The organism is Mariluticola halotolerans (assembly GCF_021611515.1).
Lineage (GTDB): Bacteria > Pseudomonadota > Alphaproteobacteria > Rhizobiales > Devosiaceae > Mariluticola > Mariluticola halotolerans.
Window position 1 is genome coordinate 18,922 of sequence record NZ_CP090960.1, and the last position, 22,684, is coordinate 41,605.

A 22,684-nucleotide genomic window follows, 5' to 3' on the forward strand; every position below is an offset into this window, starting at 1 on the left:
CGGGACCAAACATGTCTGAACAGACTGCGACGCTGATCGGTGGCACGGCCGTGTTTTTGTGGGGCGCACTGGCGCTTTTTACAACCTATACCGGCATGATACCGCCATTTCAGCTGGTGGCGATGACCTTTGCCATTGCGTTTCTGCTGGCGCTGGGCAAATGGATTTTGCGGTGGGAAAATCCGCTGGTCTTTCTCCGCTATCCGGCCCCTGTTTGGGTGTTGGGGATTGGCGGGCTGTTTGGCTATCATTTCTTCTATTTCATGGCCTTGAAGAATGCGCCGCCCGTGGACGCCAGCCTGATCGCCTATTTATGGCCACTGCTCATCGTTTTATTCTCGGCGCTTTTACCGGGTGAACGACTGCGCTGGTTTCATGTTCTGGGCGCGTTGATGGGGCTGGGCGGGTGTGCGTTGCTGGTGACCAATGGCGGGCAGGTGGTGTTCGATTCCCGTTACGCGCTGGGGTATCTGGCAGCGATTGCCTGCGCCCTGACGTGGTCTGGCTATTCGGTATTGTCGCGCCGGTTTGGTGAAGTACCGACTGATGTGGTGGGCTGGTTTTGCGGGGCGACGGCGGTGCTTGGTTTGCTTTGTCACGCCATTTTTGAAACCACCGTGATGCCTGAGGGCAGCATTGAATGGCTGGCGGTTGTCGGGTTGGGGCTTGGCCCGGTCGGGGCGGCGTTTTTTACCTGGGATGTGGGGGTGAAGCGCGGCAATATCCGGGCCCTGGGCGCCATGTCTTATATGGCACCGCTGATTTCAGCCGTTCTGCTGGTTTTGTTTGGCCGGGCGGCCCCAAGCTGGGTGTTGGCATTTGCCTGCGTGGCGATTGTTGGCGGCGCGCTGCTGGCATCGCTTGAAATGCTGCGTGGTGCGCGGGCGGCGAGAAAGTGACTAGGTGTTCGTGAGGTTGAGCCGTTTCAGCGTGGCATGATCGCCGGGCTCGACCATTTCCGCCAGGAAACGGCAGATGATGTCGCGGCTATCGTGGGGCAGGCTTTTGATCGCCATGTCGATGCGGCTGGCCTGGCTGGCGGAGAGGCTTTCGAAGAAGGCACGTCCCTTGTCCGTGGCGTAAAGCAGGCGCTGGCGCCTGTCGGATTTGCCGGTCATTTGTTCGACATAGCCATTATCGATGAGCTGCCGGAGCACGCGGGCGAGACTCTGTTTGGTGATTTTGAGGATATCCAGCAGATCCGCGACAGGCATGCCGGGCCGTAAATTGACGAAATAGAGGACGCGATGATGGGCTCTGCCGAATCCCTGCTTTTCCAGCAGTGCATCAGCATCTCCAACGAAATCCCTGTATGCAAAGAAGAAAAGTCCCATAACATCCAGGGGCAGGTTGCCTGGGGTTGATGTGCCGGAATTTATGTCAGTCTTATTGACATTTATTGATTTCGCTGCCATCTTGTTCCCACTAAACATGCGCCTTTGGTTGTTATCCCAAAGAGATCCCGGTTTGCCAAGTGCGCAAGCGTGGGGCATGATTGACATCAGAGGGTGAAAGCCATTGCGAGTGGGCCTTTCACGCAAATTATAAGATCTGGGAGACATAAAATGGCAGGCCTGCCAATGGACCAGCGCGACGGCTGGATCTGGTTCGATGGTGAACTCAAACCCTGGAAAGATGCCAAGGTTCATGTACTGACGCACGGGCTGCATTATGCGAGCTGCGTATTTGAGGGGCAGCGTGCTTATGGCGGCGAGGTTTTCAAGCTGCGTGAGCATTCCGAGCGGTTGATCGCGTCGGGGAAAATTCTTGATTTTGACGTGCCTTATAGCGCCGATCAGATTGATCAGGCCTGCCGCGATGTTTTGGCCAAGAACAATCTGGTGGACGCCTATATGCGCCCCGTGGCCTGGCGCGGTTCGGAAGAAATGGGCGTAGGTGCCAACAATAACACCGTTCATGTGGCGATCGCTGCCTGGGAATGGCCGAGCTATTTCACCATGGAAGAGCGGCTTAAGGGCATTCGCCTGATGTGGTCGAAATGGAAGCGCCCGTCGCCGGAGACGATCCCCTGCAAATCGAAAGCCGCCGGGCTTTACATGATCTGTACGCTGTCAAAACACGCGGCGATGGATGCGGGCTATGGCGATGCGTTGATGCTGGATTATCGCGGTTATGTTGCCGAGGCGACCGGGGCCAATGTGTTCTTCGTAAAGGGCAAGGAAATTCACACACCGACCCCTGACTGTTTCCTTGATGGTATTACGCGCCGGACGGTGATCGGTCTGGCCAAGGAACACGGTTATGACGTCATCGAGCGCCATATCATGCCGGACGAACTGGGCCAGTTTGATGAGTGTTTCCTCACGGGCACTGCTGCGGAAGTGACGCCTGTTTCCGAAGTTGGCGATTATCGCTTTACGCCTGGCGAAGCCTGCAACACGCTGGTGGATGCTTATACCCACGCCGTGCAGCCAAAAAAGGCCGCGGCTGAATAAGGCTTTCTGTGCTGACGATAAACGGGCCCGCCTCAAATAAGGGGCGGGCCTTTCAGTTCGATCTTGTTGCCCCAGGGGTCGAAGATATACGTGGCTTCGCCCATGCCGCGGGCACCGCCATGTACGGCTTCCCGGTCAATCTCAACACCATGCTTTGCGAGATGGGCGCGCATTGCTTCACGGGTGAAGGGGCTGATGGACAAGCAGAGATGATCCATATTGCGCCCGCCTTCGACGGGCGGCTGGGCATAGGCTGATTTGGGGTCGGTCAGATCGATCAGAACAATCAGTTCAGAACCCGCCCAGACCTGTTCCATGGCAAGATCTGGATAGGAATAGCCCGGACGGCAGCCGAGTACTTCGATATAGAAGTGCATGGCTTGTTGAATGTCGCCGACAAGGAGCACGACATGGTCAATGCCCGCGAGCCGGAATGGTGTGTCCGGCTCTTTGTCGAGATATGACTTTGCCAATACGCTGAGTTCACCAGCCATTTTGATCCTCCCATTTATGGCGTGCTGCATCGTCCTCTGCTTTTGCAGTCACCCAATTCGTGCCTTCTGGCCCTGTTTCCTGTTTCCAGAACGGGGCGTCAGTTTTCAGCCAGTCCATGACGTAATTCGCCCCATCGAAAGCCGCCTGGCGGTGGGGGGCGATGGCCAATACCATCACGATGACTTCGCCGCGCTTAAGGCTGCCAAAACGGTGGATGACACCGATATCTGTCAGGGCAAAGCGGGCTATGGCCTGTTCGGCAAAGCGGGTGATCTGCTTTTGTGCGAGGGCCGGGTAATGTTCCAGCGTGAGGGTTTCCACCGGCCTGTCGGGCGTGGAGCGCACCGTGCCTGTGAAGGTAACCAGCGCACCCGTTTCGGGATGTGCGTCAAGAAAGGCATTTGTTTCGTCGCCGGGATCAAACGGGTCTGATTGCAGGCGGACAAACATCCGGCTTAGCCGCCGGTCATCGGCGGGAACAGGGCGACGGTTGTAACACCCGCTATGGGCGCTGAGTGGTCGACGAGTTCCTCATCGCAGGCGGCGCGGATCAGGCGCGGGTCCTCAAAGGCAAGGGCGGCGGCTTCGTCTTTCTCACCGATCCATGCCAGCAGATCGCCGACTGTTTGAACGGTCTCGGGCAATTCAAATTCGTCTGCACTGCGATTAAGACGTTCGCGCAGCCAGGCGAAATAGAGCACTCTCATGCATCTGGCTCCGGCTTAACATCGTCCTCGCGGAAATGTTGTTGTGCCCCCTGCCAGTAGGACCAGCCGGTCCAAACCGTGAGAATGGCGGCAAGCCAAAGGACGAGATCCGAGATAAAGCGCAGGCCCGGCATGAGCGGTTCGGCGAGCAGGATGCCCATGGCGACCAGCTGGACGGTGGTTTTGTATTTCGCCAGCCTTGAAACGTGCACCACGACGCTTTTGGCACCGAGGAACTCGCGCAGACCGGGCACAAAAATCTCGCGCAGCATTATCGCAATGGCAGGAATGAGGTCGAAGGCCGAGAAGGTTCGGTCCCAGGCAAGGGTGATGAGCAATGCGCCAACCAGCAGCTTGTCCGCTATCGGATCAAGCATACGCCCAAGGGCCGAGGTCTGGCCCATGACGCGAGCCAGAAAGCCATCAAAGAAATCCGTGATGGCAGCGATTACATAAAGCAGCAAAGCCAGCCAGCGAAACATGTCGCCGGGGCCGGGCATGATGGCAAGAACCACAATCACCGGAATGGCAATGATCCGGGCGACCGTGAGCATGTTGGGCAGCGAAAGGCGTTGGGGTTGATCAGTCATGACGCAACCCCAACAGCATCGGACGCGGGAGGTCAAGCCCGATTGACGCTCTCCATCTGCTTTGCCGCAGCGTGGTCGGTTTTTCCAGTCTGACGGCGCGTGTTTATGGCGCTATCCAGACGTTCGAGCACCGAGACTGTGCTGTCCCAGTCAATGCAGCCGTCGGTGATGGACTGGCCATAGGTGAGGGCTTGGCCGGCGATCAGATCCTGCCGACCTGCAACGAGATTGCTTTCCACCATGACGCCCATGATCCGGGTTTCGCCGGTTTCAATCTGGATTGCGATATTGTCGATGACGTCGGGCTGGTTTTCCGGCTTCTTGCTGGAATTGGCGTGGCTTGCATCGATCATGATGGCGGGGCGGAGTCCGGATTTTTCCACGACCCTAGAGGCCGCATCGAGGCTTTCGGCATCGTAATTGGTGGTTTTGCCGCCGCGCAGGATGATGTGGCAATCCTCATTACCGGTGGTGGTGGCAATGGCGGAGTGGCCGCTTTTGGTGACAGCCAGGAAATGGTGGGGGTGTGCCGCAGAGCTAACCGCATCGGCTGCGATCTTGATGTCGCCGCCTGTGCCGTTTTTAAAGCCGACGGGGCAGGAGAGGCCGGAGGCCAGTTCACGGTGGATCTGGCTTTCGGTGGTACGGGCGCCGATGGCGGCCCATGAGACCAGATCGGCAATGTATTGCGGTGTGGTCATGTCGAGGAATTCAACGGCGGCGGGCAGACCCAGCGAGTTGATTTCGACCAGCAGGTTGCGGGCGATGCGCAGGCCATTGTTGATTTCAAAGCTGCCATCAAGATTGGGATCGTTGATCAATCCTTTCCAGCCGACAACTGTGCGCGGCTTTTCAAAGTAAACCCGCATGATGATTTCCAGAGTGTCGCTGAATTTTGTGCGCATGGCCGCCAGCCGTTCTGCGTATTCGAGCGCCGCTTCCGGATCATGGATCGAGCAGGGGCCGACGACGACGGTCAGACGATCATCGGTGCCTTTAAGGATATTGTGGACAGCTGAGCGGGACGCGATGACGGTGCCGGTGGCCCGTTCCGTGGCGGGGAATTCATTGGTCACGGTTTCGGGGGAGATCAATTCGCGCAATTCGCGAATACGCAGATTATCAGTGATTTTCAACATTGCCGGTTTCCTCGTGGATTATTTTCCAACCGGCGGCACAAAAAAACCGCCAGAAGGGCTGGCGGTGGTTCGGGTATTTTGTGCTGTTGTATTTCTGTATTTAGATAATACGCACCCCTCCGTCCGCCTGTGGCATCGGATAGCTAAAATACCAGAAATAGAAGTTGGCGGAACGATGGGTCATGCAAACTCTATAGCGTGCCTGAACGGGCTTGTCACCTCCCCATGTTTAACCCGTGGTTAACCATAAGTGTTCTGCCGACTGGAAACGAAAGGCGAACAGGCGGAGTCTTCTGCCCGGGTTTGACGGGACAGAGGGTGACAGATGAGCCGGATCGGGCAGTTCGGGCGCGTGGCAGCGGGGCGGCAACGCTACAAAGCGAGGTCACGGCGGGGAAGGGGCTTTTGGCGGCATCCGGTGCAGCCGCTGAGCCTGATTGTAGCGGTGGCGGCCATTGCCTATGCCGGTTCGTATATTGTTGCGCCCGAGGACTTTTTGGCAACGGCTCCGCGAACGCAGACGATTGGTGCGCCAATCAGCGCTCATTTTGAGCTTTGTGGTGCCGGAACCCGCGTTACCTGTGTGGTGGACGGGGATACGGTTTGGATCAAGGGTGATAAGATCCGGATTGCGGATATTGACACGCCCGAAGTGTTCAGCCCGAAATGTGCGGCGGAAAGGCAGCGCGGGGAAGAAGCCACGCGGCGCTTGCAGCAATTGCTGAATGCCGGACCAATCGAACTGGCGCGCTATGATAACCGAGATACCGATGTTTATGACCGCACATTGCGCGTGATCCAGCGTGACGGGCAATCGCTGGGTGCGGTGCTGGTATCTGAAGGATTGGCCCGGAATTGGGACGGGGCGCGGCACGGGTGGTGCTAGAGCAATTCAAATTCTTTGTCATCGCGAGGCGCGCAGCGCCGTGGTGATCCAGAGCGACAAGTACTGGTGTCCGCCGCTCTGGATTGCCGCGCGCCTTTGGCGCTCGCAATGACGGGCATCCGGGGAGGCCGGAAACGCGCTAGTGCTGCTGCTTGAGCAGGTAATCCTTGGCGGCGTTGATGCGGGCGGCGAGATAGGTTGAACCGCCCTGATCGGGATGCACGGCCTTGAGCAATCGGTGATGGGCCGATTTAATCTCTTCCGGTGCAGCACCGGGCGACAGTCCGAGGATTTCATAGGCCTGCTGACTATCCATAGGGCCGGATGCGGCTGAAGCGTGCTCGCCGGGTTCGCCATCCTGCTCGGCGAAATATTCGCGCCAGCCGCTCCGGTTGGCATCAAGCCATGCTTCGAGCAGGCTGAGGCTGTCCGGGTCATGACTGACTTCCTGCAACAGGACACGGGTATCGTTTTCGCCTAAATCCATCAGGTCTGTGCGGGCATAGCTGCCGGCGATGATCTTGCCGTGCACCGCGCCACTGTCATGATCCAGCACCATATCGAAAAAGCGGCTCCGCACACGGGATGTGGTGGGCGCCGGTGCCTTGATTGTATTAAAATCGATGGGGCCGAGACGCCCGCGGATGAGAACAGAGGCACCGACCAGCCCCAGCATGCTGGCGATACTGACCCGGCCCCCAAGCCCGAGAATGGCGGCAAAAAGCAGCGCGCCGCCGCCGATGATCCAACGCAGGCTGTTGAGCAGGATGCCGATATTGCCCTGCCTGTAGAGATGGTAGGCATAAAGGCCTGCCATCAGGGCAAGCACAGCGAGAGGTAAATAGGGCATCTAGGGCAATTGCTCGAGGAGGTTTTTGGCGGGTGCGGATTTTTGCAGGCTGAGTGCGGCGCGCCCCCCGCTGGCATAAGCGGCAACGGCACGCAGCAGCGCCGCAAGCTCGGCAGGTGCGCTTGAATCAAACCGCGCATAGGCGCCTTTGGTCAGGCGGGCGAATTCCCTGAAAGCGGTTTCGACCCGACGATCTTCACCTTCCTGAAAGATGAAAACAGGGCAGCCCAGCAAACCGAGTTGCCCCGCCTTGGCGGCCAGATTGTCGATGTCCTCTTCCACCGCGTCCCCAACATAGACCAGCGCGTTGATCTTGCGCTTGGTGAACTCGGTGCGGGCATGATTGAAAACCTTGCCGATCTGGGTGTGGCCGCCCTGGCAGGTGATGCCGGCCATCAATCCGGCAAGCGATTTTGCATCGCTGACCCATTTGGAGGCGCGGCATTCACCAAAGCCGCGAAAATAGAGCAATTGCACGTCGAGACCACCGGTATCGGCGACGGTTTCAAACATATGCGCCTGCACGTTGCAGGCGGTGTCCCATGTGGGCTGGCGGCTCATCGTGGCGTCGAGCGCAAACAGCAAACGGCCCCGGCCACCGGCACCTGAGGGCTTGGCCAGATTGCCGACCGCCTTGACGAAATCAGCAATCTCGCCCCGCGTCGAGGGGGCGGGCGTTTTCGTCAGCGGTGATGAGGGACGGTCCGGCTTTCGCACACATTGTCTCGCTATTGGGATCGGTCATTTGAATATGCGGTCGCGAAGGGCACTTCGCAAGGGTTGCGGCTATTTTCGGCCTTGGGGCAGATCATTAAGCGCGACACGGGTGCCACCTAGCTGGTGAAAATAATCAGCGATCGTTGAAGCCTTTGCCATCCATGATTTTTTGCCGGTACTTGTTTATCCGCGCGACACGGGTAGCTGGCTGCTTTGCGCCGCCGAAATGAAGATTGTAGCCCCGCTGGCGACCCGGTGTCAGTGCATCGAATGCGGCACTGAATTCGGAGTCTTCTGCCAGCTTTTCCTGCAGTTCGTCGATGAGGTGCAGTTCGCTTGATACATCGACTTTGGTACCCGTCTTTTCCAGCTGAATTGCCTCTTCGATATAGGCCTCGATAAACCGCCTCTTGTCCTGGACGGCTTTGACGCTGGTGAATTCCAGCCGCTTGGCGAAGCGCGAGTTGGGCCCTTGTTCGACCAGTATGCCGTCGAGGTCTTCAAGCGCTGCGCCCTTGAAAAACATCAGCGCCAGAAAATCCTTCATGCGCTGGATGATGGCGACGTTGGCACCATGATGCGTGTAGCAGGGTTTGCCCCATTTCAATTCCTCGGCTAGGTCGCAATCGCTGAGAATTTCGCGAAGTGCAATTGCCTCGTCATGCCACAGCCTGGCTGTGTGGAAGTTTTCATCAAGCGCCGGATTCATGATTTTGCTTTTCCCGTTGGGTGCCATGTCAAAAAACCTTTTCGCCGGGCAGTCTGCTGGCCTGGAGAACCCATTTGGTGAATTGTTCTTCGTCCCACGGCTTTCCTTCCTCGATATGCAAGGAGCGGGTGGGGCCCTTTGAAACCACGGGTGGCTCAGGATGTAAATCGGTGCCCTTGAAGAAGCTTACTTTGATGTATTTTGTGAGGCAGTGATAGGCGACGAACCAGCCGTCGCCTTTATTGCCGTAAAACGGGGTGTTCCAGCGTATCGCCTTTTGCACATCCGGTACCGCTTCAACGATCAGGGTGTCGAGACGGCGGCCGACTTCGCCTTTCCATCCCGGCATGGCATCGACATAGGCTTTGACTGGAATGTCGCCATCGCCTTTTGCAATTTGTGGGTTACCACCCGAAAGCAAAACTGGTTCCGGATTGCCTCTTTTTTCAGCCATTGCCTATTCACCTCCCATGTGAGTGCTCGACTGCCTGATCTTTGCGGCATAGGGCAGAAAGAACATATAAAGCCCGCTTGCCAACATCAAAAAGAGCGGCGGCAGCGGTGCGTATACGATCCACATGGGGGGCTCACCAACGGCCATTGCCGCGAAATTTGCGGCGACCGTCAAGGTGAAAACGATCGACAGCCAGCGGTGAAGTTGCCTTATCCAATAGCTCCATTTCATCATTGTCTCCTGTTGGCTTGATTGCGACAGGAGGCAGGTTTGCACAGCGTGTGACAGAACCTGTCAGTAGGGTTGAGTGTTGCAGAAAAATATGGCTATCGACTGGTGTTGAAGTGATCGTAGATCAGCTGGGCCATGGCGTGGGAAATCCCATCAATGGCAGTCAGATCGGAGAGCGACGCACGGGAAACAGCCTTGGCCGAGCCAAAATGGTTGAGCAGGGCGCGTTTGCGAGTGGGGCCGATACCCTCGATCTCATCGAGCGGATTCTTGACAAAATCCTTTTTGCGCCGGGCCCGGTGGGTGCCGATGGCGAAACGGTGGGCTTCGTCGCGCAGACGCTGCAGATAATAGAGCACCGGATCGCGGGCGGGCAGCATGAAGGGTGTGCGGCCTTCCATGAAAAAGGTTTCGCGCCCCGCATTACGTTCTTCGCCCTTGGCGATGCCAATCAGGGTGATATCGCGGGGCAGGTTGAGGTCGGCCAGGACATCGCGGACGGCGCTGAGCTGACCCTTGCCGCCGTCGATCAAAAGGATATCGGGCCAGTCGGGCATGCCGGTGGCATTATCCTCAGCATCGGTGGGGCTTTCATTGGCCAGCCGGGTAAAACGGCGGGTCAGCACTTCGCGCATCATGCCGAAATCATCGCCTGGGGTGATATCTTCAGATTTGATGTTGAAGGTGCGGTAGTGCTTTTTGGAAAGGCCCTCGACACCGGCGACAACCATGCCGCCGACAGCATTGGTGCCCTGGATGTGGGAGTTATCGTAAATCTCGATGCGGCGGGGCGGGGCGTCGAGGCCGAAGGTCTCAGCCATGCTATCAAGCAGGTTTTTTTGTGTTGCCCCTTCGGCCAGCTGGCGGCCCAGCGCTTCTTTTGCGTTGTTGAGGGCGTATTCGACCAGATCGCGCTTTTCACCACGTTTCGGGGTCAGGATATTGACCTTGGACCCGAGCCGGGAGGAGAGCGCTTCTTCCATCAGGGCGTGTTCGCTCAGATCATGGGACAGAAGAATCTGTTTGGGCGGGGTGCGGTTTTCGTAAAACTGCGAGACGAAGGCTTCGAGCACTTCGGCATCGTCCAGCGCTGAATCGGCACGGGGGCGGAAGGCGTGATTGCCCCAGTTCTGGAAAGCGCGGAAAAAGAAGACCTGCACGCAGAACTGGCCGGCTTCATGGTGGATGGCAAAGATGTCGGCTTCTTCGACAGATCTTGCGTTCATATCACCCTGGCTCTGGACAAGGGCCAAGGCCGAAAGCCGGTCGCGCAGCAGGGCAGCGCGTTCGAAATCAAGGGCTTCGGCGGCCTCGTTCATGTCCTGTTGCAGTTGGGTTTGTACTGATTTTGACCTGCCCGAGAGGAAGGCGCGGGCATCTTCGGCCAGCGCCTGATACTCCGGAATGGAAATTTCTCCGGTACAGGGCGCAGCGCAACGCTTGATCTGATGTTGCAGGCAGGGGCGGGTGCGCCCGGCATAAAAACTGTCGGAGCAATTGCGCAACAGGAAGGCTTTTTGCAGCGCGGCAATGGTGCGGTTAACGGCGCTGACCGAGGCGAAGGGGCCGAAATAATGGCCCTTGCGGCGGCGGGTGCCGCGATGCTTGGTCAATTCGGGCGCGTCGTGTTCGGTGGCGATGAGAATATAGGGGAAGCTCTTGTCGTCGCGCAGTAGCACGTTGAAGCGGGGTTTGAGCCGCTTGATCAGATTGGCCTCGAGCAGCAAGGCTTCGCTCTCGGTTTGCGTGCGCACGAATTCCATGGTGCGGGTGGCCGAGATCATCCGCTGGGTACGGATGGGATTGCCCTCATAACGGGTGTAATTGGTCACCCGCGATTTGAGGCTGCGCGCCTTACCAACGTAGATGACCTCGCCCTTTTCATCGAGCATGCGATAAACGCCGGGGGCCGAGGGCAGGGTTTTGACGAAGGCCTTGATGATGTCAGGGCCGGTTTGATCGAGGCCGTTCATCATGACCTCGGGGTGGGGCCGCGCCGCTCCTGCCAGCCGAGATGTTCGCCGCCATCGATGGCCAACATCTGGCCGGTAATGGTGGGCGCATTGAGCAGGAACAGCATGGCTTGCACCGCGTCAGCCGGGCTGGCGGCGTGTTGGAGCAGGTTGTCGGCACTGCGCCGATCGAAATCGGATTGTGACTGGCCCGCCTCGGGAAGGATAGGGCCGGGGCCGATGGCGTTGACGCGGATGCGTGGTGCGTAAGTCTGCGCGAGAGTGCGCGTGGCCATCCACAAGACGGATTTAGACAAATGATAAGAGAATGCGGCGGGTGCGGGGTGCAGCACACGCTCGTCGATGATATTGATGATGTTGCCGGTCTGACCTGCGGGTAATTGGGTTGCAAACGCTTGTGCCAGAAAAGCGGGCGTTTTGGCATGAAGCGCGAAATGCCGGTCCCAGACATCTTCATCAAGCGTGTCGGCACTGTCGCGCTCGAACAGGGACGCATTGTTGACGAGAAGAGTGAGCGGACCGAACGGTTTGCCTGCCGCGTCAATCAACGCCGCCCGGGCTTGGTCACTCGTCAGGTCTGCCATTGCCGTAGCGGCGATGTCGTGACCTATCTCCGCTGCCAGCGTCTCCGCATCGTCACGTGAACTGCTGTAATGGATGATGACCCGATAACCATTTGCGGCGAGGCCCCGAGCCAGGCTCGCGCCTAGCCGGTTCGCCGCGCCTGTGACCAGCGCCGTGCCTTTGATGGTCGTTGAGTCGTTCATCAGCTCAGATTGCCATTCCGTTGCGGAACACCACAATAGTGTAAATGATGTAAGCCAGCAGCATGATCACACCGCCGAAACGGCTGACCCGGCGGGTCATGAAGGCAACCGGTGCCATGAGCAGCGCGGCGGCGAGCATGACCCAGATGTCGAAATTTATAATAGAGCTACTGACATCAAGCGGCACCAGTAGGCTGGTAATGCCGATAATGCCCAACGCGTTGAAAATGTTCGAGCCGAGCACGTTACCGATAACGACGCCGGTTTGTTTGCGCAATGCGGCCGCGAGGCTTGTGGCAAGCTCGGGCAGCGATGTGCCGAGAGCGACGATTGTCAGGCCCACAGCGGTGTCGGCGACGCCCAGCATCGCCGCCAAATCCAGCGCACCTTCGGTGACCATTTTGCCACCAAAGCCAAGGCCGACGACACCAAACCCAAGAAGAAGCGCAATTTGTTTGGTGGTGATATTGTCCGCAGAAAGTTCTTCCAGTTCGTCGCTTACGACGTTGGCGCGGTTGGCTTTGTTGGCTTCAAAGCCGCTATAGCCCAGATAGACGACCAACAGGGCGATCAGAAACAGACCATCCAGTCGCGAGATTATGCCGTTCATCGCCATAAAGGCCAGGCCAAGACTGATCAGAATCATGAAGACGGTGGAGCGTCTGATGCCGTCTTCCGCAAGCACTATTGGCGTGATGATAGCGGGCAGTCCGAGCACCAGAAGGATATTGGTGATGTTGGACCCGACGACATTGCCGATGGCAAGGCCTGGAGCTCTCTTTAAAGCGGCCTCGACTGATACAATAAGTTCCGGCGCCGAGGTGCCGAAAGCGACAATCGTCAGACCTATGATGATGGGTGGCACACTGGCACGCTGAGCGACGGAAACCGCACCCCGGACGAGCGCATCGCCAGCCAGAACCAAGAGGATCAGACCGGCGATGAGAGTGACAATAGCCATGAAGTTCCCTTTATAATTTTTATGTGACGCCAATCCCTGAAATTCGGATCGAACTTGTTTTTGCTGCATATGGGTATGCGGGCCGGCGATTCCAATATCACTTTAACGTCAAACTGTTGCCTGTTGTTGTAATGGCGTTAGATTGACGCGCCGGAGAGCACAAATGATTACCACAACCCATATTCTGATCGGGGCTGCTGCAACGACCCGGCCGCATTTCCGACCCTGGCACATTGCGCTGGGGTGGCTGGGCGGGTTTTTCCCCGATGCCTCGGTTTTTCTGATGGTGGCGGTGGTGCGTCTGCAAAGCGCAGGCGATGTGAATATGTGGCGCAAGCCTGACGGCATGTATTGGCAGGAACCATGGCAGACATTTTCAGCCATTTCCAATTCCATGCCGCTTTGGGCGCTGGTGGCGTTGACGGGCTTTGTGCTGTTCAGATTTGTACCGAAACACAAGGATGTGGGGCTTGGCCTGCTGATTTTCGGTGCGGCGGCACTGCTACATGTGTTGTTCGACTTTCCGGTTCATACTGACGATGCACATGTGCATTTCTGGCCGCTGACGGACCGGCGCTTTCATTCACCCGTTTCCTATTATCAGTCCGCGCATTACGGCGATATTGTTGGGATGTTTGAAATGGTGCTGGACGCAGCGCTGGCGCTTTACCTTGTGTTGCGGTTTCGGCAGTGGCCGGTGCGGGTATTGGCGGTGGTATTGGCGACAGCGCCGTTTTTAATGCGTTATCTGGCCCGGATGATCTTCTAGCGCACAAATGGGCGGGTCTGACAGTCAGTTGTCGTCTGGCGGGTTATATCCCGGTGCCTGATAGACCAGTGGGAAGGGGCCCGGCTCGCCCTCGCATTCGGACTGGGCGCGGTATTCGAGCAGTTTAAAACCCCATTCCTGCCATTGCCACAGTCCCGAGGTGCCGCAGTCGCCCAGGCCCCGGCCTTTGGCAAATTCGCCCAGCGTGTTGTCTTCCGGATCGAACCATGCGTTGACCAGTGCGGCGGTTCCACGCCAGCCTGTGACGTCGCTGTAGCTGGCAAAATAGGCTTGTTCGACCCCATAGGGGCTCTCGATATAGATGGCATAACTAAAATTGTAGGCGCCGGACCAGCACGGGACCATGTGGAGCGTGTTGCTGGCATCGAGACGGTAGGACTGAAGATCGTCAGCATTGACCAATTCATCGAGCGGCTCGCAATTTGCGCTGGCCGCGTGACGCGCCAATAGTGCTTCAGACAGCAAGGCTGGATCGCGGTGGGTAACACGGGTTTTGCCGGAGGGCGGGTCAAAGGCGACACGTTCTGAACCCAGGCGGGCTTGCTGTTCGTCGATCCACAAAAGGGCTGCAGCGAGGCCGGACAGTGAGAATGTGGCGCGACGGATGGTTCCTGCCTTGTCGCTGTAGCTGATGGTGAGTGTGCTGCCGGGGACCATTTTATCGAAGAGGGACTGGGCTTTTTCCCCGAGCGGATAATACTCATTGAGCGCGCCAAAGGCGGCAATATCGGTGTCGGTATCGAAGGTGATTTTTGTATCACCGATGGCAAAAACCATATCGGCATCAGGGGCCGGGGCCGGAATGAAGGCGGCAAAGGCGATGTTCCAGTAGGTTTCGTAGGCAGAGCGGGAAACCGTCAGTCGATAGTCAGGGACCAGATGGTCTGCCATATCCATGTCGACCGCGATGCTGGCGGCGCAATTGCTGTAGCGATCACAATTAGCCTGCCAATCCCGGAATTGAGCGCGCTGCACATCCTGTTCTGCGGCGAATGCTGGGGAATTTGCGAAATATAATAAAAAAGCAAACAGGTAGCGCATGTGCAGGTCCCGTTATTCTGTCGTTAAAATCGGTTGGTCCAAATATTTGTTACGAGATAATGCCGGTTTGATCCACAGGATTATTTGCTTGTTCGAATCTGTTCTTTTGCTTGATTTTTTTTGGCGATATGGTGGTGAGGCGAGGGGGGAGCGTTTTGCTTTTCTCAAAGGACCTGAGGGGGAATACAAATGGAAGCCTTACTTCCGATCATTATTCAACTGGTTACGGGTGCCATTGGCGGCAATGCGTTGGGCCAGGGTGCCAAGAACATGAGCATGGGCACGGTTGGCAACACGATTGCCGGTGCCGTGGGTGGCGTTGGCGGCACATGGATTGCAAGCCTGATCCCGGCGCTTTCGGGCATGCTGGCCGGTGGCGGCATGGATGCAGGCGCGCTGGTGGGGCAGGGCGTGACCGGACTGGTTGGCGGCGGCGTTTTGACCGCCATTGTGGGCTTGATTAAAAACAAGGCTATGAAAAGCTAAGCCTCTGCTATAGCTGGACGGTATGCCCCGGACCTTGCACAGGCCCGGGGATTTTTTACGATTTGTGAGGCGATGATGACGAATGCGGTGGCTGGCCAGGGGGTGAGCGGGGCGGACAATACGCCGCGCGGAATCATGCTGGTTATCTGCGCTATCCTGATTTTTGGTGTGCAGGATGCGGTTGCCAAAATTCTGGTGCAGACCTGGTCGCCGATGCAGATTTCGATGATGCGCTATTGGGCGTTCGGGCTGTTGTCGCTTTTGCTGGTGATGCGGCAGGCGCCGTTGCGCCAGGCGTTCAAATCGGCCCTGCCGAAATGGCAAATTGCGCGCGGGCTGTTATTGGTAGCCGATATCTGGTGCTTTGCCATGGCCATCCGCACTGTGCCGCTGGCGGAATTGCAATCGATCTCGATGATCTATCCGCTGTTGGTAACATTGATCGCGATACCGGTTTTGGGGGAACGGGTGGGTGTATTCCGCATCAGCGCGATTCTTGTAGGATTTGTCGGTGTGCTGGTGATTTTGCGGCCTGGCGGGCTGGCGATTGATGAAGGCGTCTATTTCGCCATAACGGCGATGGTGTTTTATGGCTGTTATATCGTTTGCACACGCAAGGTGGCACAGGTGGATTCGACGGCAACAAGCATGGTTTATGTCGGTGTGATCGGCCTGGTGCTGACCAGTGTTGTGGGTGTGTTTTTCTGGCAGCCCATGGGCTGGGACGGGGTGCTGATGGCGGCGGTGGTGATGGTGACCACGGTGACAGCGCACACATTGATGATGATCGCCCTGCGCTATGCGCCGGCCAGCGTTTTGCAGCCCTTCAACTATCTGGCACTGCCTTGGGCGATTGTGCTCTCGATTGTGGTATTTGGCCACATGATCGATTTCATCTCGTTTATCGGGGCGACGATTATTGTTGGGGCGGGGCTGGTGATCTGGGCGCGGGAGCGGCAGCGCAAAGTGTTTGTTGCTGACCCGGAAGTGACGCCGGCGGGCAAGGAATAGGGGTGAATGGCAAATGAACCGGGAATTTCAACCCGGTTCAGGCGCAAGCGGACAGAATGGCCACAGAATTGGCACATTTCTGGAGGCTTTGCGATGGATGTTCAACCCGAACCGATCGTGACTGTTTTTGCCATGCAAGCACCTGCTTCAAACCCGGAAAATCTGCGGGCCCAAACCAAAAATCTGCGCCGTAGTGTGGCGATGCGTCAGGTGCTGGAGAAATGCCCTGAGCATTTGTTCTCCACCGATGCCAGCGCGCTGAAACCGCTGAACTAGACCAGCAGTTTTGCGGTGCGCCGCCTGAGCTCGGGCAACAGGTCGCTGTCAAACCAGGGGTTTTTGCGCTGCCAGCCGGTGGTGCGCCAGCTGGGATGGGGCAGCGGCAGATAATTGCTTTTCAGATGCGTTTGGAAACCTGAAACGGTTTCTGTCAGGGTTTTGCCGCGGGCTTTGCCCAGATAGTGCTTTTGGGCATATTGGCCGATCAGCAGGGTCAGTTCGATCTGTGGCAGTTCGGCCAGCAGTTTTTCATGCCAGAGCGGGGCGCATTCGGGGCGGGGCGGCAGGTCGCCGCCACGGGGCAGGACACCGGGATAGCAAAAGCCCATCGGCATGATGGCGATCTTGTTTTCATCATAAAATATCTCTGGCGAAATCTGCAGCCAGTCGCGCAGGCGTTCACCGGAGCGATCATTCCAGGGAATGCCGGTTTCGTGCACCCTTGTGCCCGGAGCCTGGCCGATGATCAGCAGTTTTGCGGCAGAGCCGGCCCGCACCACGGGGTGTGGCCCGCGGGGCAAATGGGCCGCGCAATGGGTGCAGGCGCTGATTTCGGCTAAGAGCGGGGCGAGGGGCATGGCTGTTATCTGGTGAACAGGGTGATGATCCACAAGATGAGGCCGAGTGCGAAAATCATCGCGCCGAGCGGCGACAACAGCAAAAACAGCAAATGCACCAGCGGCGGCGTGGCGGCGTTGAGCAGAGTGCCCAGCACGTAGAGCGGCAATATGCCGATGGCGAGGAGCAGGCTGCCGGTCATCAGCGCGGCATAGGCCCAGCGGGCGAGGAACATGGAGCGGCCTCCGGTTTGGCGTGAGGTTAGGGGCATTCGGGTTGCAATTCGATCCCCTTTTGTCAGCGGCCCGCCGTTTCGCGCCCTTCGCCGGCCAGCAGGGTGGCGAGCCAGGCCATGACGAGGCCGATGACCAGACCGTCAGCGATGATCCAGGCGCCGCTGGAGAGAATGGTATCCGGCCCGAACATGTTGATGACGATGGCATCAATCCGCTCATGGGCGACCAGCCACAGGGTGAGCATGGTGGACATGCCGATCAGCGGGCCGCGCACCCACCAGGGCAGCGGCATATGCAGGAGCGGATGATAGGTGACAACGCCCATCAGCCCGATCATGGCGCCGGTGATGATGAGCCATAGCGCAATCCCGAGGCGGAACATGAGATCGGGCTCGCCCATCATCGGCAGCGCGAAAAAGGCGATGAGGCCGAAGATGAAGCCAACCGATTTGCCGACAGCGATGCGCAGCATCAAGGAGGGTTTCTCGAACATATCCGTTCTCCCGCCCCGGCATGGGGCCTTTAGCCAGTATAGGCGATTTTCTGGTTGGCGGCGAGGTTTGGGGCGGTGGGCACGATCCTCATCCTGAGCTTGTCGAAGGATGGGCGGGTGCGGTGTGGAACCCCTCGCCCTTCGACAAGCTCAGGATGAGGGTTTGGGCGAGATCTAGCCCTTCACCCCTTTTTGCCCGGACTTGATCCGGGCATCCATGCGGTGTGGTTGGTATCGCATGGCCCCTCGGGTCAAGCCCGAGGGAGAAGGAAGAGAGAGAGGTGCCATTTGTTGTCCTTGTTCCTTCGCCTAAATCTCCACGTCATTCCCGCGCAGGCGGGAATCCAGCAGCGGGCAGTCCTGCCCGCGAAAGGCATCCCTAGCACCGCCGACGCGGTGCACCGGATCCCCGCCTGCGCGGGGATGACGATGGGGGTGGTGAAAGATTTTTTTGGGTCACCCCTTAAATTCCACCCACCCCAAAGCCCCCGTCAGGCCCAAAGACCCCACGGTGTCCATAAACAGCGGCATGAGACGGTGCATGGCCCGTCTGAGTAATAAACAAATGAGACATACACCGTCTCATGCAACCGGGATTTTTGGCGTGGCCTGTACTCTTACTAGCGCTGGGGCCCATCCCCGCCGGGTTTCCCCGGTACACCTGCCAACGGGGGCAGGCTGGTCGCGGCACAGTTTTGGCCTTCCCTGAGGCGACCCCCAAGGAACCTGGTCCCCTTCCACCCCGGACGTTCGTCGCGCCGGCGCCGGTGTTGTGAAAAGGTGGGATGAGGATAAACGGGGTTTGGGGGGCGTCGATAAGTTTTGTGGAATTGAGGTGGTTTTCCCTCCCCTTGATGGCGAGGGTGGCCCGGCAAAGCCGGGTCGGGTGGGGTGGAGCGACAAGCGCGGTGTTTGCGGAGAGATCGCAGAGTCTTTGTTTGGCCCTTTGGGCCAACCCCCACCCTTAATCCCTCCCCACAAGGGGGAGGGAGAGGAAGGTCGCCGGGTTATGTGCATCCCGCTCTGGATTGCCGCGCGGCTTGGCCGCTCGCAATGACGTCGAGGGATTTGTGATTGGGTTTGGGCGAGATCTGGCCCTTCACCCCTTTTTACCCGGACTTGATCCGGGCATCCATGCGATGTGGCCGGTATCGTATGGACCCTCGGGTCAAGCCCGAGGGAGAAGGAAGAGGGAGGGGCCATTTGTTGTCCTATCTCCGATCGTCATACTCGGGCTTGACCCGAGTACCCATGCGGTGGTGCAGCGACCACGGGTGGGCGTTCCGTCCTTTTGTATTTGCTGGTGGTGGGTCATGGGCCCTCGGGTCAGGCCCGAGGGTGACGATCTGGGGGGATGAAGGGTTCAGTGCTTGCCGCACCCACGGCGTCATTCCCGTGAAAACCGGAATCCAGTGCACCGCGTTGGCGGTGCGGCATGGTGCGCTTACATGTCTTGCGCCTGACGCGCGGCGACGGTTTGGCGCAGGCGGCGGGCGAATTCTTCGGCGCCGAGATTTTCGACCTGTTTGGCCAGCATCAGGTGCGTCTCGTTGCTCCGGCGGCGCGCTTCGGCGCTGGAGGGGGTGTCGCCATGGCCATTGGCCGTGGCCCAGACCGCCAGCACCGCCTCCGCCTCGGCGGCGATCAGCGCCAGTTCGGCATAGGTGGGCGTGCCGGCGCGGGGGAGCCGGGGCAGGACGTTGCGCACGCGGAGGGGCAGCAGGCGGCGGATTTCGGCCAGCAGTTTGGCCAGCATGATCAGGGTGGAGCGCGGCGCGGGGTGCAGCGCCAGCGCCCGCCCGGTTTTGGCCAGCGCCGCACTCAGCGCCGCCAGCCGCGGCTTGAGCGCGCGAAAGGTTTTGGCATCCTGGTCGGGATCGGCTTCGGGTTTGGTGCGCATGGGCGGCTCCTGTTCGCTGGGGGTGAACAGGGGATTATGGGGTGTGTGCGGTGGGGGTGGATAAGTTTCTTTTGGTGGGGGTGATTTACCTATACGGGGTAGGCCCTCGAAGGGGACGATATAGAGAGTTTCGCGATAGATACGCGGGCCGAGCTCTCAGTCTGAGGTTGCACACGCAAATCTATTGCTAGTGAGTTCGCAGTTTATCGATCAGCTCGGCAGCCTGACGTTCAGGGGCAAAAGAAAAGTCCCTTTTTGTGAGAGCGTCAATTTGGTCGCCTATGGCAATAATGTTTTTTCTAAATGTAGAATATTCTCGCTCACTCATTTCAAAAGCGTAAGGTATTTCAGAGTTAAGTATAGACGTTACAACTGCCGACACGTGATAAAGATCGTCTGATCGTCTTTCAGCGACGTTACGTAAAGCGATGACAGACCGATTAAGATCTGCTGCAAAACCTTCATAAACACCGCTGTCCATTAATTTGCGGATCGTCAAACGCGCGGCATGAGTATCAATTTGATAAGTATCAAACCCTTGGCCCCTGTCCTTAGCTTTTGCATATGCCGTATCTACGAATCGTTTAGCAGGCAAGAATTCTCCATTTTCCATCTTTGAAATAGAATATTGCACCCAAAACAGCGGGTCGCCTGCTAGGCTTGGTATATAGCTCGCTCGGTCAAACACCATTTCGGGCAACTTAGTTGAATTCAAAATTCTGCTTAAGTTCCAAAAACGTAATAGACGATTTGCAATTCGTTGGTAACGACGTTGCGCATAATGATTGTCAATAAAATTTGCAAATCTAACTATGGCGCCAATTATTATTTCTTTATCTACTAAATTTTGAAATACGAACTCGCCAATTATCGCATTTGAAAATGTAATAACGCCATATGAACTTACTGATACTATATCATTGGCAGCCTCAGAAATCTCCCTGTAATCAGATGACTGAAACTCCTTTATCAAGTATGGTGGAGCGTCCACGTCGATCATATTCATATATGACCCAACAACGAAATGGTCTAGATACGGCCGTAAATTTGGCAAGTAAGATGACCACTGCTGTTCTATTTGATTCCGAATATCCTCATTTTCGAATATGGATAAAACTATAGCGCATGTGCTGCCCTCGTATCTCGTCTTTAATATATCAAGACGGCGCCCTTCTGAAAGGTCTGAAAGACTGGGCGGCCAAAATCCCATCGAGCTGATGAGAGTATGAAACTCAACAAGCTCGTCGTCGTTCAGTCGATTGCAATCAAATACGTCAATCGTGGTTTTTTTATTATTATATATATTAGACGCAGCCACCCGCATTGTTGTGGTTCGTGAGGTGCAGCAAAAAATTAGCGCTCGACTTGCAATTATTTCCTGAACTCTACTTGCTAAGAATATGTCGCCCTCAAAAAATACAAATGAACCCACAGGTATTTCTTGAAGTAATGCACTCAAAGAATCTTCGTCTACTGATGGTTCAATGGTAAATACAGGGCGGTTTGCGTTGGCCACTAGATGACGTGCGTATTCTAGTATCAGCGTTTTTCCGTTTCCGAGATGGGAATGGATTATGATGGTACTGGCGCTTTTGGCTTGTGCGATCCGTCTCCCGATGCCGCGCGCAATAGCGTATATTGGTTTTTCTACGTCTGCCCAGCTCGTGCGAGCAATATTTCGATCAAACCGACCATAAATGAGCAAGTTTTGCCGCGAAATTTGCGACACCGTCTTAATGTCGTACCCCCCGTAATCCACTTCGATCTGTGAAGAAAATGTGGGGGTTGTATCGATTGGTGTGGCATCGTGAGCAGCAAGAAACGCTGTGGATGTTTGTTTTGTGTCAGTCCCGATTAAACTAATTCGATGATTATCGAGTGCTGAGGTGTCCCCACTGAACACAAAGCACTTATTTATGAGGTCAGTTGAATTGTAGAATAGGTGCACTAAATCCGGATCTCCCATAGAATATCCAATCACAATGACACAATCACTTTCATGCAAATCTTGATGAAGTAAATTATGGTATGGTGAATTTGAATGTGATCCGGCCAAATAAAGCTGTTCGCCCATCTTGACTCGTTGATAGTAGTTATTTGACTGGCAATTTGCGAGGCAGCCGTGCAGATAGATATAATCACCTGAGTTGGCGGCAGAGGTATCTGTGGCCGCATCTAGACAACGTCGCTTTGAAAATACAGTCCCTATGTTGTCGATATTGGTAGTGTAAATGCGATGCCAGGGTAGGGATAGGATTCTTAACTGTTCTAGGGTTGCATCGGCTACGGTTAGCTGACGCGAGATAAACTGGTATGCATCAATTGGTTTGGCTGCTTCCCGTAGTTGGTCGATAGCAAAACTCAGTGGTGTGTCGCTTTCCCCTTCAAGCGGAATTTGGCTCAATATTCTTTTGACGAGTTGTTTAGATGAGGGCGTAAATTCACCGTCGAGATTTAGTGCTTGATTTGCGAAACCTGAACCAACGAATAGGATGGGCTTTCGAGAATTTCTTATTAGCTTAAGGGCTTCAGTCAGTTGCATAACCTTGCCTTTCTTATCCGTCGAGCCAAACACATAGTATGCTAATCTAACACTGCTATCAGGCCGAACGGCAGTTCGCCAGCAACAATTTTAAACTGGAGCAGGCCAAAGTGCGACCCAGCGTAGGGTATTTTTAGTTCAAACTGGGGTGTCTGGGATCGATATTAGATAATATCGAATATGTGCTAGCATATGGAGGGGGTAATATTTGTGCGTATGCTGGCGCGGTGTGATTAGATCTGGTTTTTCTGTCTAGCGGACTGATGACCGCCAAGTATTATTTAACAACGACTAGAGGATACATCGGCATATTATTCGAGCTTGTATGATGGCCTCAGGACAATTTTAACGCTGCGACTGCTGCGAATGGTCAGGGCATAGGCCTTTTCCGGCAAGTATTGATGAATTAGTTG

At 56.4% G+C, this 22,684-nt stretch carries 27 protein-coding genes; 7 read left to right on the forward strand and 20 right to left on the reverse strand.

Annotated features, from left to right (window positions below; genetic code table 11):
- Positions 1 to 11 precede the first annotated feature (11 nt).
- Complete coding sequence (yddG, locus tag L1P08_RS00120) at positions 12 to 899, forward strand: aromatic amino acid exporter YddG (protein WP_303617988.1); 888 nt, start codon at positions 12 to 14, stop codon at positions 897 to 899.
- On the opposite strand, the gene L1P08_RS00125 is transcribed toward yddG, so the two are convergent.
- Complete coding sequence (locus L1P08_RS00125; RefSeq protein WP_303617989.1) at positions 900 to 1,502, reverse strand: MarR family winged helix-turn-helix transcriptional regulator; 603 nt, start codon at positions 1,500 to 1,502, stop codon at positions 900 to 902. It abuts the gene before it with no gap.
- Between the two features lie 63 nt (positions 1,503 to 1,565).
- Between L1P08_RS00125 and L1P08_RS00130 the strand changes: the two genes are divergently transcribed.
- A complete protein-coding gene (locus tag L1P08_RS00130) occupies positions 1,566 to 2,456 on the forward strand; it encodes a branched-chain amino acid aminotransferase (protein WP_303617990.1) in 891 nt (296 codons plus the stop codon).
- Positions 2,457 to 2,488: 32 nt separating this feature from the next.
- Here L1P08_RS00130 and L1P08_RS00135 read toward each other — a convergent pair whose 3' ends face one another.
- From L1P08_RS00135 to L1P08_RS00155, 5 genes are read right to left on the reverse strand one after another with little or no spacing between them, the layout of a single operon-like run.
- The gene (locus tag L1P08_RS00135) at positions 2,489 to 2,950 is read right to left on the reverse strand and encodes a VOC family protein (protein ID WP_303617991.1); all 462 of its coding nucleotides are present in this window, start codon (positions 2,948 to 2,950) and stop codon (positions 2,489 to 2,491) included.
- The gene (locus L1P08_RS00140) at positions 2,940 to 3,401 is read right to left on the reverse strand and encodes a molybdenum cofactor biosynthesis protein MoaE (protein WP_303617992.1); all 462 of its coding nucleotides are present in this window, start codon (positions 3,399 to 3,401) and stop codon (positions 2,940 to 2,942) included. The genes L1P08_RS00135 and L1P08_RS00140 overlap by 11 nt, the downstream gene beginning before the upstream one ends.
- 5 nt (positions 3,402 to 3,406) lie before the next feature.
- Entirely contained in the window at positions 3,407 to 3,658 is a 252-nt protein-coding gene (moaD, locus tag L1P08_RS00145) for a molybdopterin converting factor subunit 1 (RefSeq protein ID WP_303617993.1), read from the reverse strand.
- Positions 3,655 to 4,248: a CDP-diacylglycerol--glycerol-3-phosphate 3-phosphatidyltransferase gene (gene pgsA, locus L1P08_RS00150; protein WP_303617994.1), complete on the reverse strand. Its 594-nt coding sequence runs from the start codon at positions 4,246 to 4,248 to the stop codon at positions 3,655 to 3,657. The genes moaD and pgsA overlap by 4 nt, the downstream gene beginning before the upstream one ends.
- Before the next feature lie 32 nt (positions 4,249 to 4,280).
- Positions 4,281 to 5,387: a 3-deoxy-7-phosphoheptulonate synthase gene (locus L1P08_RS00155; protein WP_303617995.1), complete on the reverse strand. Its 1,107-nt coding sequence runs from the start codon at positions 5,385 to 5,387 to the stop codon at positions 4,281 to 4,283.
- Positions 5,388 to 5,805: 418 nt separating this feature from the next.
- On the opposite strand from L1P08_RS00155, the gene L1P08_RS00160 reads away from it, so the two are divergent.
- Positions 5,806 to 6,273 carry a thermonuclease family protein gene (locus L1P08_RS00160; RefSeq protein WP_303617996.1) on the forward strand — a complete coding sequence of 156 codons (468 nt, stop codon included), beginning with the start codon at positions 5,806 to 5,808 and terminating at the stop codon, positions 6,271 to 6,273.
- 139 nt (positions 6,274 to 6,412) lie between these two features.
- Here the strand turns inward: L1P08_RS00160 and L1P08_RS00165 are convergent, their stop codons facing one another.
- The 8 genes from L1P08_RS00165 to L1P08_RS00200 form a co-directional block, all read right to left on the reverse strand.
- A complete protein-coding gene (locus L1P08_RS00165; protein WP_303617997.1) occupies positions 6,413 to 7,123 on the reverse strand; it encodes a DnaJ domain-containing protein in 711 nt (236 codons plus the stop codon).
- Positions 7,124 to 7,840 (reverse strand): VWA domain-containing protein, encoded by a 717-nt coding sequence (locus L1P08_RS00170; RefSeq protein WP_303617998.1) that lies wholly within the window; start codon positions 7,838 to 7,840, stop codon positions 7,124 to 7,126.
- A 133-nt stretch (positions 7,841 to 7,973) separates the two neighbouring features.
- Positions 7,974 to 8,549 (reverse strand): YdeI/OmpD-associated family protein, encoded by a 576-nt coding sequence (locus tag L1P08_RS00175; RefSeq protein ID WP_303617999.1) that lies wholly within the window; start codon positions 8,547 to 8,549, stop codon positions 7,974 to 7,976.
- A gap of 28 nt (positions 8,550 to 8,577) precedes the next feature.
- Positions 8,578 to 9,003, reverse strand: a complete 426-nt coding sequence (locus L1P08_RS00180) for a DUF1801 domain-containing protein (protein ID WP_303618000.1) — start codon at positions 9,001 to 9,003, stop codon at positions 8,578 to 8,580.
- A gap of 3 nt (positions 9,004 to 9,006) precedes the next feature.
- Positions 9,007 to 9,234 (reverse strand): hypothetical protein, encoded by a 228-nt coding sequence (locus L1P08_RS00185; RefSeq protein WP_303618001.1) that lies wholly within the window; start codon positions 9,232 to 9,234, stop codon positions 9,007 to 9,009.
- A gap of 95 nt (positions 9,235 to 9,329) precedes the next feature.
- Entirely contained in the window at positions 9,330 to 11,210 is a 1,881-nt protein-coding gene (uvrC, locus tag L1P08_RS00190) for an excinuclease ABC subunit UvrC (protein WP_303618002.1), read from the reverse strand.
- On the reverse strand, positions 11,207 to 11,974 hold the full coding sequence (locus tag L1P08_RS00195) for an SDR family oxidoreductase (protein WP_303618003.1): 768 nt from the start codon (positions 11,972 to 11,974) through the stop codon (positions 11,207 to 11,209). The genes uvrC and L1P08_RS00195 overlap by 4 nt, the downstream gene beginning before the upstream one ends.
- A 4-nt stretch (positions 11,975 to 11,978) precedes the next feature.
- The gene (locus L1P08_RS00200; RefSeq protein WP_303618004.1) at positions 11,979 to 12,935 is read right to left on the reverse strand and encodes a calcium/sodium antiporter; all 957 of its coding nucleotides are present in this window, start codon (positions 12,933 to 12,935) and stop codon (positions 11,979 to 11,981) included.
- Positions 12,936 to 13,098: 163 nt separating this feature from the next.
- Between L1P08_RS00200 and L1P08_RS00205 the strand changes: the two genes are divergently transcribed.
- Positions 13,099 to 13,704, forward strand: coding sequence for a hypothetical protein (locus tag L1P08_RS00205; protein WP_303618005.1), 606 nt, complete (start codon positions 13,099 to 13,101; stop codon positions 13,702 to 13,704).
- A gap of 24 nt (positions 13,705 to 13,728) precedes the next feature.
- Here L1P08_RS00205 and L1P08_RS00210 read toward each other — a convergent pair whose 3' ends face one another.
- Positions 13,729 to 14,700, reverse strand: coding sequence for a DUF1176 domain-containing protein (locus tag L1P08_RS00210; protein WP_303618006.1), 972 nt, complete (start codon positions 14,698 to 14,700; stop codon positions 13,729 to 13,731).
- Between the two features lie 255 nt (positions 14,701 to 14,955).
- Here L1P08_RS00210 and L1P08_RS00215 point away from each other — a divergent pair, with 255 nt between their 5' ends.
- The 3 genes from L1P08_RS00215 (at position 14,956) to L1P08_RS00225 (ending at position 16,539) form a co-directional block, all read left to right on the forward strand.
- Positions 14,956 to 15,252, forward strand: a complete 297-nt coding sequence (locus L1P08_RS00215; protein ID WP_303618007.1) for a hypothetical protein — start codon at positions 14,956 to 14,958, stop codon at positions 15,250 to 15,252.
- 75 nt (positions 15,253 to 15,327) lie between these two features.
- Entirely contained in the window at positions 15,328 to 16,263 is a 936-nt protein-coding gene (locus L1P08_RS00220; RefSeq protein ID WP_303618008.1) for a DMT family transporter, read from the forward strand.
- Positions 16,264 to 16,356: 93 nt separating this feature from the next.
- Positions 16,357 to 16,539, forward strand: a complete 183-nt coding sequence (locus L1P08_RS00225; RefSeq protein WP_303618009.1) for a hypothetical protein — start codon at positions 16,357 to 16,359, stop codon at positions 16,537 to 16,539.
- Here the strand turns inward: L1P08_RS00225 and L1P08_RS00230 are convergent.
- The 5 genes from L1P08_RS00230 to L1P08_RS00250 all read right to left on the reverse strand — a co-directional run bounded on the left by L1P08_RS00230 (position 16,536) and on the right by L1P08_RS00250 (position 22,271).
- On the reverse strand, positions 16,536 to 17,120 hold the full coding sequence (locus tag L1P08_RS00230; protein WP_303618010.1) for a uracil-DNA glycosylase family protein: 585 nt from the start codon (positions 17,118 to 17,120) through the stop codon (positions 16,536 to 16,538). The two genes, L1P08_RS00225 and L1P08_RS00230, sit on opposite strands and share 4 nt — an antisense overlap.
- 5 nt (positions 17,121 to 17,125) lie before the next feature.
- Positions 17,126 to 17,335, reverse strand: coding sequence for a hypothetical protein (locus L1P08_RS00235; RefSeq protein ID WP_303618011.1), 210 nt, complete (start codon positions 17,333 to 17,335; stop codon positions 17,126 to 17,128).
- A gap of 62 nt (positions 17,336 to 17,397) precedes the next feature.
- Positions 17,398 to 17,829, reverse strand: coding sequence for a hypothetical protein (locus L1P08_RS00240; protein ID WP_303618012.1), 432 nt, complete (start codon positions 17,827 to 17,829; stop codon positions 17,398 to 17,400).
- A gap of 1,444 nt (positions 17,830 to 19,273) precedes the next feature.
- The gene (locus L1P08_RS00245) at positions 19,274 to 19,729 is read right to left on the reverse strand and encodes a hypothetical protein (RefSeq protein ID WP_303618013.1); all 456 of its coding nucleotides are present in this window, start codon (positions 19,727 to 19,729) and stop codon (positions 19,274 to 19,276) included.
- A 187-nt stretch (positions 19,730 to 19,916) separates the two neighbouring features.
- Complete coding sequence (locus L1P08_RS00250; protein WP_303618014.1) at positions 19,917 to 22,271, reverse strand: SIR2 family protein; 2,355 nt, start codon at positions 22,269 to 22,271, stop codon at positions 19,917 to 19,919.
- Positions 22,272 to 22,684: the final 413 nt, after the last annotated feature.

Bases quoted from the DNA above. Each gene is read 5' to 3' on its own strand.
- L1P08_RS00185 (WP_303618001.1), bottom strand. From the start codon at position 9,234: ATGAAATGGAGCTATTGGATAAGGCAACTTCACCGCTGGCTGTCGATC.
- L1P08_RS00180 (WP_303618000.1), bottom strand. From the start codon at position 9,003: ATGGCTGAAAAAAGAGGCAATCCGGAACCAGTTTTGCTTTCGGGTGGT.
- L1P08_RS00230 (WP_303618010.1), bottom strand. From the start codon at position 17,120: ATGCCCCTCGCCCCGCTCTTAGCCGAAATCAGCGCCTGCACCCATTGC.
- L1P08_RS00235 (WP_303618011.1), bottom strand. From the start codon at position 17,335: ATGTTCCTCGCCCGCTGGGCCTATGCCGCGCTGATGACCGGCAGCCTG.
- L1P08_RS00250 (WP_303618014.1), bottom strand. From the start codon at position 22,271: ATGCAACTGACTGAAGCCCTTAAGCTAATAAGAAATTCTCGAAAGCCC.
- L1P08_RS00155 (WP_303617995.1), bottom strand. From the start codon at position 5,387: ATGTTGAAAATCACTGATAATCTGCGTATTCGCGAATTGCGCGAATTG.
- L1P08_RS00240 (WP_303618012.1), bottom strand. From the start codon at position 17,829: ATGTTCGAGAAACCCTCCTTGATGCTGCGCATCGCTGTCGGCAAATCG.
- pgsA (WP_303617994.1), bottom strand. From the start codon at position 4,248: ATGACTGATCAACCCCAACGCCTTTCGCTGCCCAACATGCTCACGGTC.
- uvrC (WP_303618002.1), bottom strand. From the start codon at position 11,210: ATGATGAACGGCCTCGATCAAACCGGCCCTGACATCATCAAGGCCTTC.
- L1P08_RS00140 (WP_303617992.1), bottom strand. From the start codon at position 3,401: ATGTTTGTCCGCCTGCAATCAGACCCGTTTGATCCCGGCGACGAAACA.
- yddG (WP_303617988.1), top strand. From the start codon at position 12: ATGTCTGAACAGACTGCGACGCTGATCGGTGGCACGGCCGTGTTTTTG.
- L1P08_RS00195 (WP_303618003.1), bottom strand. From the start codon at position 11,974: ATGAACGACTCAACGACCATCAAAGGCACGGCGCTGGTCACAGGCGCG.
- L1P08_RS00215 (WP_303618007.1), top strand. From the start codon at position 14,956: ATGGAAGCCTTACTTCCGATCATTATTCAACTGGTTACGGGTGCCATT.
- L1P08_RS00135 (WP_303617991.1), bottom strand. From the start codon at position 2,950: ATGGCTGGTGAACTCAGCGTATTGGCAAAGTCATATCTCGACAAAGAG.
- L1P08_RS00125 (WP_303617989.1), bottom strand. From the start codon at position 1,502: ATGTCAATCATGCCCCACGCTTGCGCACTTGGCAAACCGGGATCTCTT.
- L1P08_RS00245 (WP_303618013.1), bottom strand. From the start codon at position 19,729: ATGCGCACCAAACCCGAAGCCGATCCCGACCAGGATGCCAAAACCTTT.
- L1P08_RS00220 (WP_303618008.1), top strand. From the start codon at position 15,328: ATGACGAATGCGGTGGCTGGCCAGGGGGTGAGCGGGGCGGACAATACG.
- moaD (WP_303617993.1), bottom strand. From the start codon at position 3,658: ATGAGAGTGCTCTATTTCGCCTGGCTGCGCGAACGTCTTAATCGCAGT.
- L1P08_RS00130 (WP_303617990.1), top strand. From the start codon at position 1,566: ATGGCAGGCCTGCCAATGGACCAGCGCGACGGCTGGATCTGGTTCGAT.
- L1P08_RS00165 (WP_303617997.1), bottom strand. From the start codon at position 7,123: ATGCCCTATTTACCTCTCGCTGTGCTTGCCCTGATGGCAGGCCTTTAT.
- L1P08_RS00200 (WP_303618004.1), bottom strand. From the start codon at position 12,935: ATGGCTATTGTCACTCTCATCGCCGGTCTGATCCTCTTGGTTCTGGCT.
- L1P08_RS00225 (WP_303618009.1), top strand. From the start codon at position 16,357: ATGGATGTTCAACCCGAACCGATCGTGACTGTTTTTGCCATGCAAGCA.
- L1P08_RS00205 (WP_303618005.1), top strand. From the start codon at position 13,099: ATGATTACCACAACCCATATTCTGATCGGGGCTGCTGCAACGACCCGG.
- L1P08_RS00175 (WP_303617999.1), bottom strand. From the start codon at position 8,549: ATGAATCCGGCGCTTGATGAAAACTTCCACACAGCCAGGCTGTGGCAT.